This is a genomic window from Halorussus caseinilyticus, from assembly GCF_029338395.1.
Lineage (GTDB): Archaea > Halobacteriota > Halobacteria > Halobacteriales > Haladaptataceae > Halorussus > Halorussus caseinilyticus.
In genome coordinates this window covers 1913185-1931192 of record NZ_CP119809.1, presented here as the reverse complement: position 1 = coordinate 1931192, position 18008 = coordinate 1913185, and the positions used below count along the sequence as shown (strand labels likewise).

The 18008-nt window shown below is 66.2% G+C and carries 18 protein-coding genes; 11 read left to right on the top strand and 7 right to left on the bottom strand.

The annotated features are described in order from the left end of the window. Positions 1–362: 362 nt before the first annotated feature. From aroA to P2T60_RS09655, 3 genes are all read right to left on the bottom strand, one after another. Positions 363–1676 (bottom strand): 3-phosphoshikimate 1-carboxyvinyltransferase, encoded by a 1314-nt coding sequence (aroA, locus tag P2T60_RS09665; protein ID WP_276279037.1) that lies wholly within the window; start codon positions 1674–1676, stop codon positions 363–365. Between the two features lie 57 nt (positions 1677–1733). Next, positions 1734–2183 carry a universal stress protein gene (locus tag P2T60_RS09660; protein ID WP_276279036.1) on the bottom strand — a complete coding sequence of 150 codons (450 nt, stop codon included), beginning with the start codon at positions 2181–2183 and terminating at the stop codon, positions 1734–1736. Positions 2184–2261: 78 nt separating this feature from the next. After that, complete coding sequence (locus P2T60_RS09655) at positions 2262–2507, bottom strand: DUF8066 domain-containing protein (protein WP_276279035.1); 246 nt, start codon at positions 2505–2507, stop codon at positions 2262–2264. A 292-nt stretch (positions 2508–2799) separates the two neighbouring features. Here P2T60_RS09655 and P2T60_RS09650 point away from each other — a divergent pair, with 292 nt between their 5' ends. Further along, positions 2800–3363, top strand: coding sequence for a hypothetical protein (locus tag P2T60_RS09650; protein WP_276279034.1), 564 nt, complete (start codon positions 2800–2802; stop codon positions 3361–3363). Between the two features lie 424 nt (positions 3364–3787). Beyond that, positions 3788–4963 (top strand): M24 family metallopeptidase, encoded by a 1176-nt coding sequence (locus P2T60_RS09645; protein ID WP_276279033.1) that lies wholly within the window; start codon positions 3788–3790, stop codon positions 4961–4963. Between the two features lie 16 nt (positions 4964–4979). Here the strand turns inward: P2T60_RS09645 and P2T60_RS09640 are convergent, their stop codons facing one another. Then, positions 4980–5870, bottom strand: coding sequence for a hypothetical protein (locus P2T60_RS09640; protein ID WP_276279032.1), 891 nt, complete (start codon positions 5868–5870; stop codon positions 4980–4982). A 536-nt stretch (positions 5871–6406) separates the two neighbouring features. Here P2T60_RS09640 and P2T60_RS09635 point away from each other — a divergent pair. The 7 genes from P2T60_RS09635 to P2T60_RS09605 all read left to right on the top strand — a co-directional run bounded on the left by P2T60_RS09635 (position 6407) and on the right by P2T60_RS09605 (position 15078). Then, positions 6407–7201, top strand: a complete 795-nt coding sequence (locus P2T60_RS09635; protein ID WP_276282194.1) for an aldo/keto reductase — start codon at positions 6407–6409, stop codon at positions 7199–7201. Between the two features lie 295 nt (positions 7202–7496). Beyond that, entirely contained in the window at positions 7497–8273 is a 777-nt protein-coding gene (locus P2T60_RS09630) for a prephenate dehydrogenase/arogenate dehydrogenase family protein (protein ID WP_276279031.1), read from the top strand. Beyond that, positions 8270–9709 (top strand): small ribosomal subunit Rsm22 family protein, encoded by a 1440-nt coding sequence (locus P2T60_RS09625; protein ID WP_276279030.1) that lies wholly within the window; start codon positions 8270–8272, stop codon positions 9707–9709. Before P2T60_RS09630 ends, P2T60_RS09625 begins: the two co-directional genes overlap by 4 nt. Before the next feature lie 700 nt (positions 9710–10409). After that, positions 10410–11693, top strand: coding sequence for a carboxylate--amine ligase (locus P2T60_RS09620; RefSeq protein ID WP_276279029.1), 1284 nt, complete (start codon positions 10410–10412; stop codon positions 11691–11693). Positions 11694–12207: 514 nt separating this feature from the next. Beyond that, complete coding sequence (locus tag P2T60_RS09615) at positions 12208–13569, top strand: LLM class flavin-dependent oxidoreductase (protein ID WP_276279028.1); 1362 nt, start codon at positions 12208–12210, stop codon at positions 13567–13569. Positions 13570–13658: 89 nt separating this feature from the next. Continuing rightward, complete coding sequence (surE, locus tag P2T60_RS09610) at positions 13659–14429, top strand: 5'/3'-nucleotidase SurE (protein ID WP_276279027.1); 771 nt, start codon at positions 13659–13661, stop codon at positions 14427–14429. Between the two features lie 226 nt (positions 14430–14655). After that, positions 14656–15078, top strand: coding sequence for a transcriptional regulator (locus tag P2T60_RS09605; protein WP_276279026.1), 423 nt, complete (start codon positions 14656–14658; stop codon positions 15076–15078). Positions 15079–15251: 173 nt separating this feature from the next. On the opposite strand, the gene P2T60_RS09600 is transcribed toward P2T60_RS09605, so the two are convergent. From P2T60_RS09600 to P2T60_RS09590, 3 genes are all read right to left on the bottom strand, one after another. Beyond that, a complete protein-coding gene (locus P2T60_RS09600; protein WP_420028712.1) occupies positions 15252–15821 on the bottom strand; it encodes a LysE family translocator in 570 nt (189 codons plus the stop codon). Positions 15822–15942: 121 nt separating this feature from the next. Continuing rightward, positions 15943–16248, bottom strand: a complete 306-nt coding sequence (locus tag P2T60_RS09595; protein ID WP_382209285.1) for a chorismate mutase — start codon at positions 16246–16248, stop codon at positions 15943–15945. Then, positions 16206–17072 (bottom strand): shikimate kinase, encoded by an 867-nt coding sequence (locus tag P2T60_RS09590; RefSeq protein ID WP_276279024.1) that lies wholly within the window; start codon positions 17070–17072, stop codon positions 16206–16208. The genes P2T60_RS09595 and P2T60_RS09590 overlap by 43 nt, the downstream gene beginning before the upstream one ends. Before the next feature lie 131 nt (positions 17073–17203). Here P2T60_RS09590 and P2T60_RS09585 point away from each other — a divergent pair, with 131 nt between their 5' ends. Next, positions 17204–17632, top strand: a complete 429-nt coding sequence (locus P2T60_RS09585) for a DUF5796 family protein (protein ID WP_276279023.1) — start codon at positions 17204–17206, stop codon at positions 17630–17632. A 5-nt stretch (positions 17633–17637) separates the two neighbouring features. Further along, positions 17638–17883 (top strand): DUF7508 domain-containing protein, encoded by a 246-nt coding sequence (locus tag P2T60_RS09580; RefSeq protein WP_276279022.1) that lies wholly within the window; start codon positions 17638–17640, stop codon positions 17881–17883. Positions 17884–18008: the final 125 nt, after the last annotated feature.

Sequence of the window (18008 nt, the reverse complement as noted above, 5' to 3'; positions counted from 1 at the left end):
GGTGGGGTGAGTCGGATGGACCTCGGATTTGACCCGACGAAGACCGCACCGTACCACTCCGCAGGAACCGGAAAGCGGCGATTTCCTCGAAAGCCCCACTCGCTCGTTTCACATCGTCACAACGACCGCAGGAACTGCCGTGATGAACGCCCAGAAAGCCCCCGCCCGCTCGCGGTCGCTCAGCGACATATCTTCGACTCACCTTCGGTTCGTCTCAGATAGGGGTCGCTGAGGCGACTGAACTGCACGCGAGCGGGCGGCCCCTTTCATCCACCCAGACTGTGGGCTGGTCGGCCGAGCGTTCGCTGGCGGGTGGTCGGCCGAGCGCACCCGCCGCGGAAAGGCAGATTCAGAACGCGTTCCTACCGATTCACGGTCGCGCCGAGGTCGTACAGCACCTCGAAGAAGTCGGGGAACGACACGTCCACGTGTTCGCCGCCCGCGATGGTCGTCGGGCCGTCGGCCGCCAGCGCCGCCATCGAGAGCGCCATCACGATGCGGTGGTCGCCCCGGCCGTCGGCGGTGCCGCCCGTCAGGTCGCTCTCGTCGCCGACGACGGTGAGGGTGTCTTCACGCTCTTCGGTCGTCGCGCCGAGCTTCTCCAACTCCTCGGCCATCGCGCTCACGCGGTCGGTCTCCTTGTACCGGACGTGTTCGCAGTTGACGATGCGGGTCTCGCCGTCTGCGACCGCTCCGAGCGCCGCGATGGTCGGCAGGAGGTCGGGCGTGTCGCCCACGTCCACCTCGACGCCAGAGAGCGACGACTGTTCGACGGTTATCACGCCGTCGTCGCGGTTCCAGTCCACGTCCGCGCCCATCCGACCGAGGACGCCGACGATTTTCGAGTCGCCCTGCGCGCTCGGATACGCGCCGCGCACCCGAACCTCGTCGTCCTCGTCGGCGGCGACTGCGCCCGCGCCGAGCAGGTACGAGATTGACGAGAAGTCGCCGGGGACGTGGTACTCGCCGTCTTCGGGTTCGTAGAACTGGCCGCCCTCGACGTGGTAGGTACCGCCGCCCTCGCCGTCCGCGCCGACGCCGCGCTTCCCGGCCTCGACGCCGAACTCGTCCAGCAGTTCGAGCGTGATGTCCACGTAGGGCGCGGACTTGAGTTCGGTTTCGAGTTCGACTTCGATGCCCTCGTCGGTGACGGCCCCGGCCATCAACAGGGCCGTGACGAACTGCGAGGACACGTCACCGGGCATCGAGACGGTACCGCCCGAGAGCGGTCCCTCCACGACCAGCGGGGCCTGTCCGTTCTTCCGAGTACTCTCTGCGCGTCCGCCCAACTCGTCGATGGCCCGGAGGAGCGGGCCGTGGGGCCGTGAGCGAAGCGAGCTATCGCCCGTGAGAACCGTCGCGCCGTCGGCCAGCGCCGCCGTCGCGGTCACGAGTCGCATGGTCGTTCCGCTGTTGGCGCAGTCGAGAACGTCGCCGGGCACCTCGGGTCGGCCGTCGAACCCGTCCACGTCGAGGTGGTCGGACTCGCGGGTCACGTCGCCGCCGAAGGCGTCCACCGCTCGCATCGTCGCTTTCGTGTCGGCACTCACCAGCGGGTCGTAGACGAGCGCACCGCCGGAGTAGCCAGCGGCGAGAATCGCTCGGTGGGTGTAGCTCTTCGAGGAAGGCGCGCGCGCCGACCCCGAGAGCGTCGATGGTTCGATTTCTACGTCCATGTCCGACCCGACGGCCCGAGGGGGTTTCAGAATACCGGAGGGAGCGAGTTCTCCGCGTCACCGGACGACGGTCACGGGAACCGTCGCCCGGCCCACGATGTCCTTGGCGGTGCTTCCGACCAGTCCCTCGTACTCCTCGGAGAGACCGCGGTGGCCGACGAAGATGGCGTCGAACGACTCGTCGTCGGCGTACTCGGTGATGGCCTCGACCGGTTCGCCGTAGAGCATGCCGGTCTCGACTTCGACCCCGGTCCGGTCGCCGACTTCGGCGGCCTCGTCGAGCGCTCGCTGGGCGTCCTCCTCGGCGTCCGCTACGTCCTCGGCGACGAGTTCGTCGGCGGCCTCGGCGTAGCTGGTCGGCGGGTCGTCGCCGCCGGTGAAGAACTGTTCGGGCACGACGACGCTGATTGCGACGACCGTCGCGCCGGTCGCGGCGGCCTGTTCGACCGCGTAGCGGAGCGCGTCCATGCTGGGTTCGGAGCCATCGACGGCGACGAGGTACCTCATGCGCGAGGGTTCGACGCGAGCGGTAATCTGGATTGTGGCGGGTTTCCGGCCGACCGCCAGCGAGAGCAAGTCACTCGGTCACGACTCGCGGGCCTCCATCGCGTCGGCGATGCGCTCGACTGCGCGGACGAACCGCGCCGCGAGGCGGAAGAACCGCCAGAGGAGGTACGCTCCGAACAGCCAGACGACGATGGCGACGCCCAAGAGCGGCCGGGTTGCGACGACGACGCTGTAGAGGACCACGACGAGCGCGAGGACCCCGAGCGCGACTCGGAGGCCGGTCGAGGGTTCGTACGCTCGCGTCGGGGATTCGTCGGCGGGCATGCCTGCGCCCTCGAACGCCGGGACCGAATAGCTTCGGTGTTCGGGACGCGCTCGGCCGACCAGCCCACAGTCTGGGTGGATGAAAGGGGCCGCCCGCTCGCGTGCAGTTCAGTCGCCTCAGCGACCCCTATCTGAGACGAACCGAAGGTGAGTCGAAGATATGTCGCTGAGCGACCGCGAGCGGGCGGGGGCTTTCTGAGCCTTCCGCCTCGTAGGTCGTGCAGTTGCGGTGCTGTTGCGGAGCGGCTTCCCTCGGAGAAAGTATTTACCGCGCCGCCGAGAGTCGCCGTACGTGTCACCGTCGAGACGCCGCGTCCTCCGCCTCGGCACAGTCGCCCTCGCGGGGTCGCTCGCCGGATGCGCGTCCGGAACGCTCGGGGAGTCGGACGTGACCGAGACGGAGGCGACGACCGAATCGCGCGGGACGCCGACGACCCCCGAATCCCCGGCGTCTGCCGAGACGACGACCGACGACCCCACCACGTATCCCGCGAGCGCGGGTCCCTCGCTTCCGCAGGGGTCGGTCGAGTTCCCCGCGGGACCGAAGTCCCGGCCGGAGCGCCCGGCGGTGCTGACCGCGGCGAGCGTCCGGGAGTTCGTCCGGACCTTCGAGCGCCGATGGGTGTACAACCGCCTCTACCGCGACGACTCGACCACGGTCCATCAGGAGTGCGGCGTCGATGCCGTCGAGCAGTACGGCGAGGGCTTTCGCGTCGTCGCGTGGTGTTCGGCGTGGGCGAACACCGGCCGAAACGGGACGACGCTCCACGCCGACTACTTCACGCAGTACGCCACCTACGTCGTCGGTCCCGACGGGACGGTCCGGCGCGACGGGAAGTCGGCGGAACGCGAGTGAGCGACGGAACGAAGGGAGAGAGACATAATTTTGATTGTTTTAGAAATAAGTAGTTATTTTAGAAAATTGTAAAATGAGTCTTTGGAACGAAATAGGATGCTTAGGACCGGCGACGAACACGTAGAACGCTCCCGGTCGCTCGCTACGTCTCGTTTCCGCAACCGCAGGAACCAGAACCGCGGTGACTTCCTCGAAAGCCCCCGCCCGCTCGCGGTCGCTCAGCGACGTATCCGTCGCTCACTCCGTTCGCTCCGGATAGGGGTCGCTGAGACGACCAAGCGGTGCGCGAGCGGGCGGTCCCTTTATCCAACCCTGTCGGTTGGTCGGCCGAGCGCGTCCCGGTAGTCTGTGACACTGAGCGCGTCCCCGTCGCTCACGTTCCGGAACCCGTATCGTTTTCCTGTTCGCGTGGCTTTCGGTGAGTATGGACCCGGACCTATCACCGCTCTCCGACGCGCTCGCCGCCGCCGACGTGGACGGCTACCTCCTCGACGCTGGCTCGGACGATTCCGACCAGTTGTACCTCTCGGGATTCGACGCGCCCGACCCCTTCGTCACGCTCTACACGCCCGAGGGGACCTACCTGCTCGTCTCGGGACTTGAGTACGGCCGCGCGACCGAGGAGAGTCGCGCCGACGAGGTGGCCCGCCTCTCGGACTACGACTTCCAGCAGAAGGTCGCCGAACACGGCCGGACCGAGGGCAAGCACCGCGTCTGCGCGGCGTTCCTCGCGGACCACGGCGTCGAGTCCGTCGCGGCGCCCGAGCGGTTCCCCCTCGGCACCGCCGACGGACTCCGCGAGCAGGGCGTCTCGGTCGAAGTGCTGGACGAGGACGTGGTGACGCGGATTCGCGCGACCAAGACCGACGAGGAAGTCGAACACGTCCACGAGGCCCAGCGAGCGAACGAGGCCGCGATGCGGGCCGCCGAGGAGATGCTGGCCGACGCCACCGTCGAGGACGGCGTGCTGTACCACGACGGCGAAGTGCTGACCAGCGAGCGACTCAAGGAGGAAATCGAGGTGACGCTCCTGCGCCACGGGGCCGGATTGGACGAGACCATCGTCGCCTGCGGTGCCGACGCCGCCGGGCCTCACAACCGCGGCAGTGGCCCTCTCGAAGCGAACGAGACCATCATCATCGACATCTTCCCGCGGAACAAGACCACCAAGTACCACGGCGACATGACACGGACGTTCGTCGTCGGCGAACCCACCGACGAGGTTCGACGCCGGTACGACGACACCTACGAGGCGTTCGAGGCGGCGCTGGACGCCATCGAACCCGGCGCGACCGGCGAGGAAGTTCACGCCGCGGTCTGCGACGTGTACGAGGCGAAAGGCTACGACACACTCCGTAGCGACCCCTCGGCCGAGACCGGATTCATCCACAGCACGGGCCACGGCATCGGTCTCGACGTTCACGAACTCCCTCGGGTCAGTCCCGACGGCGGGGAACTGCGACCGGGCCACGTCGTCACCATCGAGCCGGGTCTCTACGACCCCGAAGTCGGCGGCGTCCGCATCGAGGACCTCGTGGTCGTGACCGAAGACGGCTACCGGAACCTGACCGACTACCCGATTCGGTTGGAAGCGGAGTAGTCGGCCGACGGCTACGCTACTTCCGGTAGCCCGCCAGCACTCGCACGTCGGGTTCGGAGTAGACCGTGCCGACGAGTCGCAGGCCGTGTTTGTAGCCGAGCTTGACGAGGTTGTAGGCGAAGGTCCCGTTGTTGTACTCGCCTCTCGGTTCGAAGTGGACTCGGGCCGTCCGCTCGTCGTCGAGGGGGAGCCGGAAGTTTATCCACTCGATTTTCCCTTTCCCCTCGGTCGCTTCCTCTATCGCCCGAATCGACTCTTCGGGCGTGAAGTTCTCGACGTACGGCTTCCACGAGTCGTCTCGCCTCGTCGCGCCAAGTTTGTCGTAGAGGGTCTCGATACGGCCGTCCTCGAACTCGACGGCCATGGGGATGAGTTTCGTCTCGGGAACGTTGTACGACTCCGCTTCGTACTTCGACGGCAGGTCGAGGAAGACCAACTCTCGCGGGACCGCCTCTATCTGTTCGTCCTTGAACCAGCCACGGTCTTCGGCAACGTCGTCCACGAAGAAGATGCGGTCGGAGTTGTTCACCAGATACTGGGACACCAACTGAATCAACTGTCGTTGGGGTGTGTCGATGGGCGTGAGTTCGATGGTCCGGGTGTTGTTCTCGCTCTTCGACCGCTTTTTCTTCGCTTCGCCGCCGACAGTCGCTTCGACGGGGCTGAGTACCTTGGTAAGGCTTCCGAACACGCTCAAAGGACTCACGTCCACGTCCAAATTGGAACTGAGTTCGCTGGTCTTCTGCTCGGTTATCTCCAGTTTCAGCGACTCCTTTCGCTCGGCTTTCGGTTGGACCACGGCGTCGTAGAACGAATCCAACTGCGCGGCGTCGATGAAGAACGGCGCGTCGAGCATCCACTGGAGTTTCTGGTCGAGCGGCGTCTGTCGTGAGTCTCCCCCATCCATAGTTAGAAACCCAACTAATCTCTATATAGTCGTTGCGGCGCGGCGGGCGACCAGCCCGCCGCGCCGGGGACGACTGGCCCAAACTGCCACAACCACAAAGTACGCGTCTCTCGAACCGAGAGGCCATGCTCCGACGAGAGACGGAAACCGACGAGCGCCGGGAGCGAGACCAGCGCGAAGGCGGGGGACTGCTCCGGAAGACGCTCCCCTTCGCGGCCGCATTCGTGATGGGCTTCCTGTTCGGCAGACAGCGCGGCGGCGCGGCGAGCGCTGGAGACGGGCAAGACCACCTCGGCGAGGCCGCGAGCGAGGTCCGCGAACGAGCGACGCCGGGTGAGAGTTCCGACTCCGACCAGCCGAGTTCGATGGGGAGCGTCGCGGGCGAGGAAGAACGCGAGACCGAACGGGAGGGTGCCGAAACCGAACGGGAGACCGCAGACGAAGGAGTGACCGAAGAAGAGGCCGAAGCGGACGAAGAAGTCGAAGAGGAAGTAGGCGAGGAAGTGGCCGCGCTCTCGCCGCCGACGACCAACGGGATGCCGATGCTCGGTCTCGGTACGTACCAGATGGACGACTACGACGAGTGCTTCGAGAGCGTCCGGACCGCCCTCCGAATGGGGTACCGACACGTCGATACTGCGGAGGGCTACGACAACGAGAGCGCGGTCGGGGACGCCATCGACGAGTACGGGGCGGACCGCGAGGACATCTTTCTGGCGACGAAAGTGAGTCCCGACAACCTCGACTACGACCACGTGCTGACCAGCGCCGCCGATAGCTTCGAGCGACTCGGCGTTGACTTCGTGGACCTGCTGTACGTCCACTGGCCGATGGGCGAGTACGAGGCCAGAGACACACTCGAAGCGTTCGCGGAACTCCGCGAGGAGGGACTCGTCGGCGAAATCGGCGTGAGCAACTTCACGGTCGAACTGCTCGAAGAGGCGGTCGAAGTCGCCGAGGAACCCATCTTCGCCAATCAGGTCGAGATGCATCCCCTGCTCCCCCAGACCGAACTCCGGCAGTTCTGCGCGCAGGACGACGTTGACGTGGAACTGGTGGCCTACTCGCCCATCGCCCGCGGGGACGTGGAAGATGTCGATGAACTTCAGGAAGTCGCCGAGAAGCACGACGCCACGCCACAGCAGGTCAGCCTCGCGTGGTTGCGCGAGAAGGAGGTGACGGCCATCCCGAAGGCGACAAGCGAGGACCACCTCCGGGAGAACTGGCTCAGCCTCGGCGTGGAGTTGGACGACGAGGACGTGGAGAAAATCGACTCCATCGAAGAGCGCGAGCGAATCGTGGACCCGGACGACGCGCCGTGGAACCGGTAGGCCGACGACGCGCCGGAGAACCTTCCGGGCGTGCGCTCGGCCCACCAACCAACAGGACGCGCTCGGTGGCACCATCCACCGTGTGGGTGGATGAAAGGGGCCGCCCGCTCGCGTGCAGTTCAGTCGCCTCAGCGACCCCTATCTGAGACGAACCGAAGGTGAGTCGAAGATATGTCGCTGAGCGACCGCGAGCGGGCGGGGGCTTTCTGGGTATCCGTCACCACTTCCCGACACCGCGTCGTGACGCTGATTCGGAGCGAACCCCTTTTGAGACCACGACAGCAACCACCACGTGATGAAGCTACTCGTCGTCGGTTCGGGCGAGATGGGCCGGTGGTTCGGCGAGGTCGTCGCGACCGAACTCGGAGACGCGGACGTGGCGTTCGCCGACGCCGACCCGGAAGTCGCCGAATCTGTCGCCGAAGCGGTCGGCGAGCGGTGGGTATCGCTCTCGACCGACGAGCAGTTCGACGCGGTGTGCGTCGCGGTCCCCATCGCGGCCGCGGACGAAGTTATCGAGCGCCACGCGGGGAAAACCGAGCGCGCGCTTCTCGACGTGACCGGACAGATGGCCGGTCCCGTGGACGCGATGGCGGCGGTCGCGCCCGACCGCGAGCGCGTGAGCCTCCACCCGCTGTTCGCCGCGGCGAACGCGCCGGGGAACGTGGCCGTCGTGACCGACGAGTCGGGTCCCGTCACCGACCGGGTGCTGGACGCCCTCGGGTCGGCGGGCAACCGACTCGTGGAGACGACGCCCGCCGAACACGACGAGGCGATGGAGACGGTGCAGGCCGCGAGTCACGCGGCCGTCCTCGCGTTCGCGCACGCGGCCGAGGACGTGCCCGAGGGCCTGACGACCCCGGTGTTCGAGGACCTGTCGGCGGTGGCCGAGCAGGTCACGGGCAACTCGCCGGAGGTGTACGCCGAGATTCAGGCGACGTTCGACGGGGCCGAGCGAGTCGCCGACGCCGCGGCGCGACTCGCCGACGCCGAGGCGGACGAGTTCGAGCGACTGTACCGGGACGCGAGCGCCCGCGACCGAGACGGAACTGACGAGGGGAAAGAACGATGACCGACGACCGGCGCGAGAAGATTCGGGAGAACGCCAAGTACCTCCGGGAGGTCCGGCCCATCGACCCCGACGAGATTTCCGAGTACGTCGAGGGCCAACCCCATCCCGGCGTCGTCCGCCAGATTCTCCGGGAGGAAGCCCCGTCGCTCGGACTCGCGGAGCGCGAGGACCGAACTTTCGAACCGGTCGAGGAAGGCCGGATTAGCCCCGCGTTCCACGGCGTCGAGGCGTTCCCCGCGGAGTACGGTCGGCGACTCGAAGACCTGCTGGTCGGGCGGTTCGGTCCCGACTGGCACGAGGGTGAGTCGGGCAACCGACTCCGGAACGTGATTCGGCGACTCAAGGAGGACTACTTCCGGAACAACCCCGTCGAGTACGACGAGACGGCCGCGCTCGGATACGCCGTCTACCACCTGCCGGACAACTACGCGGTGGTCCAGTACGTCCTCCACCAACTCGCCGAGTCGGGACTGGTGGACCGCCGTCTCCGGATTCTCGACGTGGGCGCTGGCGTCGGCGGTCCGGCGCTCGGCGTCGCCGACTACCTGCCCGACGACGCCCTCGTGGAGTACGACGCGCTGGAACCCAGCGCCGCCGCCGACGTGTTCGAGCAGGTTGCGGCCGACGCGGGCCGGAACTTTCACGTCGAACTCCACCGGGAGACCGCAGAGGCGTTCGACCCCCGGAGCGAACGGGCGGGGTCGGACTCGGGGACCGGAGGTGAGTACGACCTGATTCTGTTCGCCAACGTCCTGAACGAACTGGACGACCCCGAGGCGGTGGTCGAGCGCTACCTCGACTTCCTCGCGGAGGACGGCGCGCTTCTCGCAATCGAACCCGCCGACCGCGAGACCAGCATCGGACTCCGACGGGTCGAGCGCGCCATCGCGGACGACAAGCGCGCGGCGACGGTGTTCGCGCCCACGCTCCGACTCTGGCCGGGCGAGCGCCCGACCGACCGCGGGTGGTCGTTCGACGTGCGACCCGACCTCGACGTGCCCGCGTTCCAGCGAAAACTCGACGACGCCGCGGGCGCGTCCGGCGAGTTCGTCAACGCGGACGTGCAGTTCTCCTACTCGATTCTGCGACCCGACGGGAAGCGCAAGGCCGACTTCACGGGCGACGCCGAGCGCACGGCGAAGATGGCCGAGATGGACCGCCACGTCAGCAATCGCATCAACCTCGTGGCGGTGAAACTCAGCCACTCGCTCGCGGAGGGCGACCGCAATCCCCTCTTCAAAATCGGCGACGGGAGCGAGTCCGACGACCACTTCGCGGTCCTGACGAAAGAGACTTCGCTGAACGGCGACCTGCGGACCGCGGACTACGGCGACCTGCTCTCGTTCGAGGGAGTGCTGGTCCTCCGGAACGACGACGAGGACGCCTACAACCTCGTGGTGGACGAGGAGACGGTGGTGGACGGTATTCCGATATAGATTTTTCGTTTCCTCGAACAAATTTTTGTTTGTTAGAGATTGGTGTATATTTTGTAAAGATGCTTCTGTGTTGCTTGGGGGCGTGCGCTCGGCGCGATAGTCCACCGGGTGCGCTCGGCCCGTCAACCGACGGGACGCGCACCGCGAGCGCCGACGGCGCTCGCGGTGCGGAGAGGTCCGGGGCGCGGTGGCGGTGCTGTGCGGTGGCGGTGCTGTGCAGTGCGGTCTTCATCGGTTCGAGCCTGAAGCTAGCTTCTCCCTGCAAGACTCGTTCGAGAGTCGGAACTACTCGAAAAGTTCGAGGCACGGACTTCAGGCTTGAACCTATCAAACCGCAACCGCACCGCCGCCGCACCTCGTCCTCCCCAACCTCCTGCGCTTCTCACTCGCGCCGGAAGACAAACCGCGTCTTCCGGGCCTTCGCTCGTTGCGATGCTCATCCCTCGCGCGACGATGGCGCGACACGCTCACGCGGTCGCGCCAGCGCGCGCCGGGGTCGTAGATTCCCGATAGCGCGCTCCGAAGTCCTAAATCTCCGATAGCGCGCCGGAGCGACGGGTCGTCGGCACCGAAAACCCCGGAGAGAACTACGGAAACCGGAGAGAAGTATCCGCAAAACTCCGCGTCCTCCCGCGTCGTAGTCCCCGGTCTCCTTTGCCGACTCTGCGGGCTTTTAGCGGGCGAGGCGAGAAGCACGACCATGACCGAGTTCCGCTCGTTCGAGGGTCTCCGCGAATCGCTCGCGGACGCCGACTTCGACCGCCCACCGGCTATCGTCTGCAACGCCCACGTCACCGGCCTGAGCGTGGCGCGCGCGCTGAAGGCCCGCGACGTGCCCGTCATCGCCATCGACCGCAACGGGAAGGGGGTCGCGCCCTACTCCGACGCCGTGGACTTCGCCGGGCGCGTGACCTACCCGCTGGACGACGAAGCGGGCTTTTGCGACGACGTGGAGGCGCTGGCGGCCGAACTCGACCACGAACCCGTCGCGTTCGGGTGCATGGACGAGTGGGTCCACGCCTTCTCCCGGACCGAACCCGAGGGCGTCGTCCTGCCGTTCGCCGACCGCGCGACCGTAGACCGCGTGCTGGACAAAGAGTCCCTCTACGCTATCGCCGAGCGGTTGGACGTGCCCTACCCCGAGACCTACCGCATCGCGGAGACCGACCCCGAGGAGACCGGCGGCAAACCCGGACCGGAGCGAGGGGACCGCGAGAGCGTCCCTATGGCCGAGGCCGCAGACCGCCTCGACTTCCCGCTGGTGGTCAAACCCGCGCTGAAGCGCAAGTTCGCCGAGGCGGTCGGTACCAACGTCATCGAAGTCGCCGACGAAGCGGAGTTCGAGGACGTTGTGGCCAACGCCGCCGCGGAGGGCATCCGCGTGATGGCCCAAGAGAAGGTGCCGGTCGAACGGGGCGCGGACTGCTCGCTTGCCTCTTACGTCCCCGAGTCCGGCGAGGCCGTCACCTTCGTCGGCAACGCCCGCGTCCGGTACCCGCTTGGCTACGGCACCTCCTGCGTGGTCCGGCGAGCGGACGCCCCGCAGGTCGAGGAGAACGCGCTGGCCGTCCTCGACGAGACCGGTTACTACGGCATCAGCGAGGCCGAGTTCGTCTACGACGCCGACCGCGAGGAGTACGTCCTGCTCGACGTGAACACCCGGCCGTGGAAGTGGATTTCCCTTCCCGTGCAGGCGGGCGCGAACCTCCCGCTGGCGGCCTACGCCGACGCCGTGGGCGAGACCTACGAGTCCGGCGAGATTCGGGACGCGCAGTGGGTCTACCTCGCCGACTACCTCAAGGCGCTCTCCACCGACGGCTTCGCGGACGTGTTCGACCGCGAAACGTGGCTCTCGCTGTTCTCGGGCGAGTTCGAGACCAGCGAGACGCTCACGACCGGCGTCTACCGACCCTCGGACCCCGGCCCGGCGTACCAACTGCTCGCCACCGAGTTCGGCACCCGAGAGTACTACTGCTCCTGCTGAGCGTCCGCGAGGACTCGCGGACGCTCACCGACCGCAAACGGGGACGCTCTCGCCGACTCGGGTGCCTCGCTGTCGCTCTTGGGACGTTCCACGAACGTCTCGCGGTGGCCAATCGAAACCGTTCGCGGGCATCGCCCGGCGTCTCACTTAAAAAATCCCTAAATATATAGGGATAGAACTAATAGGTGGTACGTTCTACTGTATAATTGCAGGCGACGTTGACGACGCGAATGGCTACGACAGCGGGGAACTGTCGCGTCGTGGCCAGCACACCCCGCGGTGGTTCCTGCGGGGAATCCGGCAGTGTGTCTCGAAGTCGCCGTAGCACTCACCAACGTATAGGCTCGTAAAAAACTCGGTAAGGTCCGAAGGCGACCTCCGGCTGGAACCTCCGGCCAAGGTCGCCACGTTCTTTCATTTATCGTTTGTAAACTCGCCAGCGACGGCGACGTAGACGCCGGAAGCCCTCGCCGCCATCCGGCCCTACTTCGGTCGTCCGCCCGGACTCACGTTCATGGGTAGCGACTACGTTCACCTCAATCTCTTCACGATGAACTCGGTCGAACACGTCACGACGGGCAACTGGCGGACCCCCGGCGACCAGTCGGACCGCTACACCGACGTAGAGTACTGGCTCGACGTGGCGCGGACCGCCGAGCGCGGCGGGTTCGACGCGGTGTTCTTCGCCGACGTGCGGGGCATCTACGACGTGTACGGCGGCGACAGCGGGACCGCAATCGAGAACGCGGTCCAGACGCCCGCCAACGACCCCCAAACCCTCGTTCCCGCGATGGCGACCGTCACCGACCACCTCGGCTTCGCGGTGACTCGCTCTACGACCTACGTCCATCCCTACCAACTCGCCCGGGAACTCTCGACGCTCGACCACGTGACCGACGGCCGGGTCGCGTTCAATATCGTCACCTCCTACCTCGAAAGCGCGGCCCGGAACCTCGGACTGGACGAGCGGATGGACCGCCGGACCAGATACGACCGCGCCGACGAGTTCATGGCGGTCTGTCACCGCCTCTGGGAGGAGAGTTGGGACGACGACGCCGTGGTTCGGGACCGAGAGGCGGGCGTCTACACCGACCCGGAGAAGGTCTCGGGCATCGACTTCGACGGCGAGTACTTCTCGGTCCCCGACGCCCACAGTTGCGAACCCTCGCCCCAGCGCACGCCGGTCCTCTATCAGGCCGGGTCGTCGGACCGCGGGCGCGACTTCGCCGCGGACAACGCCGAAGCCGTGTTCGTCAGCCAACCGACCGAGGAGGGCGTTCGGAGCTATATCGAGGACCTCCGCGAGCGCGCGGCCGAACGCGGGCGCGACCCGGACGAACTCCGCTTTTTCCCCGGTATCGTCCCCGTCGTCGGCGAGACCGAGGAAGTCGCCCGAGAGAAGTACGAGACCTACGCCGAGAACGTCGATTACGAGGCGACCCTCGCACTACTTGCCGGTTTCACTGACATCGACTTCTCCGAACTCGACCCCGACCAGAAGGTCGAACACATCGAGACCGACGCGATTCAGGGCGCGGTCAACGCGTTCACGCAGAACGACCCCGACCGCGACTGGACCGTCGGCGAAGTCGCGGCGTTCGCGGGACTGGGGTCCACCTCTCCCGTCGTCGTCGGCGACCCCGAACAGGTCGCCGACGAGTTGCAGTACTGGTTCGAGGACGTGGGCGTGGACGGGTTCAACCTCAAGGAAGTCGTCCGACCGGGCACCCTCCGGGACTTCGTGGACATGGTGGTGCCGGAACTCCGGGAGCGCGGACTCGTCCGCGAGGGCTACGAGGGCGACACCCTGCGCGAGAACCTCTTCGAGGAGGAAGGACGAACGAGGCTTGCGGAGGACCATCCGGCGCGGAACTGACATCCGACCGTCTTCGAGTCCGGAGCGCACGAGTCGCCTCGAATTCCGGAGCAGTAGGACTTTTGACCGCCCACCGTAACGTCTCCTACATGACCGACTCCCGCGAAATCCTCCTGACGAACGACGACGGGATAGATAGCCCCGGCATCCGCGCGCTCTACGACGCCCTCTCGGAGGTCGGCAACGTCACCACCGTCGCGCCCGCCGACGACCAGAGCGCGGTCGGCCGAGCGATGACCTACGAGTTCCCGGTCCACGAACACGAGTTGGGCTACGCCGTCGAGGGGACGCCCTCCGACTGCGTGGTCGCTGGACTCGCGGAACTCGGCCCGTACCCCGACATCGTGGTCTCGGGGTGCAACGAGGGCGCGAACATCGGCGCGTACGTCCTCGGGCGGTCGGGCACCGTCAGCGCCGCGGTCGAGGCCGCGTTCTTCGGCGTGCCCGCAATCGCGGCGTCGCTCCACGTCCCCCAGAGCGAGTGGCCCCGCGACACCACCGTCGAGGAGTACAGCGAAGTCGCCGAGGCGGTCCGCTACCTCGTGGAACGCGCACCCGACGAGGGCGTCTTCGAGGAAGCCGAGTATCTCAACGTCAACGCGCCGCTTCCCTCCGCCGACCACACCCCGATGGCCGTCACCCGGCCGTCGCACGTCTACGATATGGACGCCAGCGAGGACGACGGCGTGGTGACGCTCCACGACCACACGTGGGAGCAGATGGACGGCGAGAGTCTGCCCGACCCCGAAGGCACCGACCGCCGGGCGGTCTTCGAGGGGAAAATCAGCGTCTCGCCGCTGACCTCGCCACACACCACCGAACGCCACGAGGCGCTGGACGAACTCGCCGAACGGTTCTGACGGGCGAGGCGGCGACCCTGCTCGCAGGGTCGCCGCGGAATAAGTACTGCTGATAGTACCAGCCTCAGAACACTGGCAGACGACGGAGGGGAAGCCGACGGTCGAATCGGACGACGTAGTGGGGTGTCGAACCGAAATCGTCTGCGTAAGTGACTGATACATTTATTTACCAGCACCGATATGTTTGGGGCCAAAGTTTATTGGACGGTACCGAGGATACAGTGACATGGTGAAGAGTACCGTCCGATTTCCCGAACCCGTAATCGAGGAAATCGAATCGCTCGTGGACGAGGGCGTCGTCGAGAGCAAATCGGAGTTTCACCGCTTCTGCTCGGAGTACGTCCTCGCGCAACTCTTGGACGACTACGAACCCAAGACGCTCGATTTCGAGGCCCTCGAAGAGCAACTCGTCCGCGAGTCTCCCGGTCCCTCCGGCGAGGACAGCGTTTCCTTTCTCGAATCGGTTCTCTTCGTTCGCAAGCAGGCGCTTCGCGGGAACGTCCAAGACGCCGAGGACTTCATCGACCACCACTACGCTCCCCACGAGAGAGACGCCGTGTTGCTCGAAGAACTGCTCTCGTTCTACCGGGAGTCGGCCCCCGAGTCGTCCTCGCCGCCGCATCGGTCGGTCCAACCGGAACAGCGGTGAACGCGACGGGAGCGTCGGGTCCCGGCTACTCGCGGGGACGGAACGCCCGAAGGCCGAGGACCCGACGCGGGTCTCCTATCGCTTCTCGCGTTGCTCGACCTTGTTCGGGTCGCAGACTGACGTTACAGATTTTACGTATTTCGCCGCCTTTCCAAATATCTGGAGCGGTGGGGTTAGAGAGTGCCCCAGATAGCGAGTAATCCGAACCCGACGATGACTGCACCCGCCAGTTGGTTCACTCGACGCATGACTGAGCGCGTGAACCGGGAACGGAAGCGGCTCACACCGGCACTCAGGGCGAGCCACCAGAACGCCGAGCCGAGGAAGACGCCGCCAACCAACACGGCGGCATCGGTGTATTTCCCTGACACGCCAACCCCCAATCCTGTGAAGATGCCGACGAAGGCGATGATGGTCACCGGGTTAGTTATCGTCAACAGGAACGTCGAACCGTAGTCTCTAGCGACCCCCTGCACGTTCGAGGTGGACACTGCTGTCTCCGCTGGCTCGGCACGGAACGACCGTATGCCGAGATACAGCAGAAGGAGTCCGCCTCCAATTCGAATACCCGTGCGGTAGTCGAGCAGGAGCGATGACAGCACCGTGATTCCGAACCCTGCAATCGAACCGTACACGGCGTCCGCAGACGCGGCTCCGAGTCCACTTACGAACCCCGAGAGTCGGCCCTTAGAAAGCGTTCGCTGGATGCACAGAACCCCGATCGGGCCGACTGGGGCCGCAATCGAGACCCCGATAATGATACCCTGAATCAGGATGTCGATTGTCGTTGTCGTTAATACGCATCACCTCACGGCTACTCGGAGGTAGCTCTCGTCTAAATACCTTCTGGAAGGGTGTTATACGCTACCGTTTATCACGCTGTTCGACCTTGTTCAACTCGATGAGAAGCCTGAAAATCGCTTTCACGAGGTTCGCGTCCACGTCGAACTGCTCTGCGTTCTCCCCGGCGCGTTCCATCACGCGCTCTTCTTGACTCTCGTCGGTCGTCGGCATCTCCCTCTGCTCTTTGACCTGCGCGACCGTCTCGGCCACGTAGGTCCGACGAGCGATGAGTTCCACGATGTCGTGGTCGATGCTCTCTATCTCCTCGCGGAGTTCCGCGAGTGTCATCTGGTCCGGGCGCCGTCGTTCTGTGTCGTCGTCAGCCATGTTGTACCACTTCGTTGTCTCCATCGGTCTCGTACCTGTTTCAGTACCGCACGCTCGCCGACCGCGACGAAACTCGGGCCAGTCCCCGACAGCGAGACCCCCCGCGCGTCGGGTAGCGCATCCAGCATCGGGTCGGCCGTGAAACCGAGCGCCGCGCAGAACGCGAAGCCGTTGACGGTCATCGCCTCGCCGTACCGCCCGTCTAGCGCGAGGTCCGCGACCACTTCCGCGACCGGCGCGACGTGCTTGCACCGTTCTACGTCGGCGTCCGCGCTGAAAGCCTGTTCGGGCGGCGTCCACACCAGCACGTCCCACGAAACCGATTCGCGGGCGAGCAGTTCGTCCGACCGGTTGTCGGTGACGGTGACGCCGCCGAGCATGCTCGCGCTGGCGTCGTCGAACGCCCCGGTGACAGTCACGCCAGCGTCACGCGCCGCGCGCACTCCGAGTCGGCAGGCGTCCTCGCGGGCAACGTCCTCTGCGACCCCGAGCGCCGACAGCGCCGCCAGCACGGTGGCGTTCGCCGCGGCGCTGGAACTCTTGAGTCCCGCGGCCATCGGCACCTCGCTCTCGGTCCGGACGTGCCCCCCGGAGACGGCATCTGCGGTCGGGTCGCCGTACTCCTCGATTGCGAGTTCGACGCATCGCTCTATCAGCGCGGTGTCGGCGTCGGGTGCGTCGGCGACTTCGCCCGCGACCGACCCCGAGTCGTCGAGTTCGACTTCGGCGGTGGTCTCGGCGTCGATGGCGAACGCCGACCCCTTTCCGCTGGCGAGGGCGTTGAGGACGGTCCCCGCCGCGGGTGCCGATGCTCGGCCGTGCATGCTCGGGATTCTCTCACGGCGCGTATTGACGCTGGTGGTTGGGGCAAATGGAGAACCGACCGAACCGCGGGGGTCGGGTCGTCGCCGCCGGAAGCGTACCCCTTTTCCCCGGCCCCGACGAAAATCCGGGTATGAGCGCGCGCAACGACGTGGCCCCCGATACCCTCGGCGTCGAGTTGACCGAGGACGGCATCGTCGTGGAGTACACCGACGGCCGGGAGACGTTCTACAACGGCGTGCCCCGCAAGGAGTCGGGCACGCTCCGGACCCAACCCGGCAAACTCGTCCAAGTGCTGGTGACCGACCCGACCGAAACCGAGGGCGTGATGATGTACGTCAACGACCGCAACACCCACGACGACATCCTCGAATCGACCGGCGTCGGCCGAGTGATGCTCGAACCCGGCGAGGAGGAAGAACTGTTCCCCGGCGTCACGGTGCGGGTGGACGGCTACGCCGTCGAGGTGGAGGCCGACCCCGAGACTGCCCGCGGCCGGGTGTTCGTCTTCGAGGAGGACCAACTCGGCGAACGGTTCTACGAGATGGTCGAAGAGGAGTGAGCGCCGTGCCGCTTCCGAAACGCTGGCAGACGCTGAACCGCCAGACGGTGGGGAGCGCCCCCGAGCGCTACGGCGTCTACGAACTCGGCGACGACGGCGAGGTTCTGGAAGTCGGATGGGGCGTCCTGCGCGACGAACTCAAGGACGCGCTGGCCTACGGGTCCGGCGACGAGGTTCGGTGGGAGACCTGCGGGACGAAGGCCGAGGCGAAGGAACTCGCCGAGGAACACCGCGAGCGCGCCGGGTCGTAGGTCGGGATAGCGACGTTCGTGGCGGGGTCTTCTGGGGCGCTCCGGAACGGAGCGACTGCTGGCGCGCTCGACTGAATTTCCGACTCGGCGCGTGCGGGCGCGGCGCTCGTGGTCGCGCCCACCGC